The sequence below is a fragment of the Gilliamella sp. Occ3-1 genome, assembly GCF_001690655.1.
Lineage (GTDB): Bacteria > Pseudomonadota > Gammaproteobacteria > Enterobacterales > Orbaceae > Gilliamella > Gilliamella apicola_P.
This window is the reverse complement of the sequence record NZ_LZHQ01000010.1, coordinates 1-331: the sequence shown is the minus strand read 5'-3', so window position 1 is coordinate 331 and position 331 is coordinate 1. Positions and strand designations below refer to the sequence as shown.

Genomic DNA, 331 nt, shown 5'->3' with positions numbered 1-331 from the left:
ATATTCAAACAGCGGTGTAATCAGCTGCGATGTACGAATATCAATACGTTCCAGTTTGCTACGGTCGATTTCTGGCAGGTTGAGGAAGAAATCGTAATTGATTTTCTCTTCTTCGACATGTTCCAGGCGAGACATCATATTGATGGCTTTAATCTCTGGATTCTGACGGTCTTTCGCCGGGCAAACTTCGACGCACAGGTTACAACCGGTGCAATCTTCCGGTGCCACCTGCAAGACATATTTCTGCCCGCGCATATCACGCGATTTCACATCCAGCGAATGCAGGCTGGCAGGGGCGTTTTCCATCGCTTCAGGCGGCACCACTTTTGCG

The 331-nt window shown here is 49.2% G+C and carries 1 protein-coding gene; it reads right to left on the bottom strand.

The annotated features are described in order from the left end of the window. Positions 1-331, bottom strand: a 331-nt coding sequence (locus A9G43_RS03245) for a 4Fe-4S dicluster domain-containing protein (RefSeq protein ID WP_176700506.1), incomplete at both ends; no start/stop codon positions are given.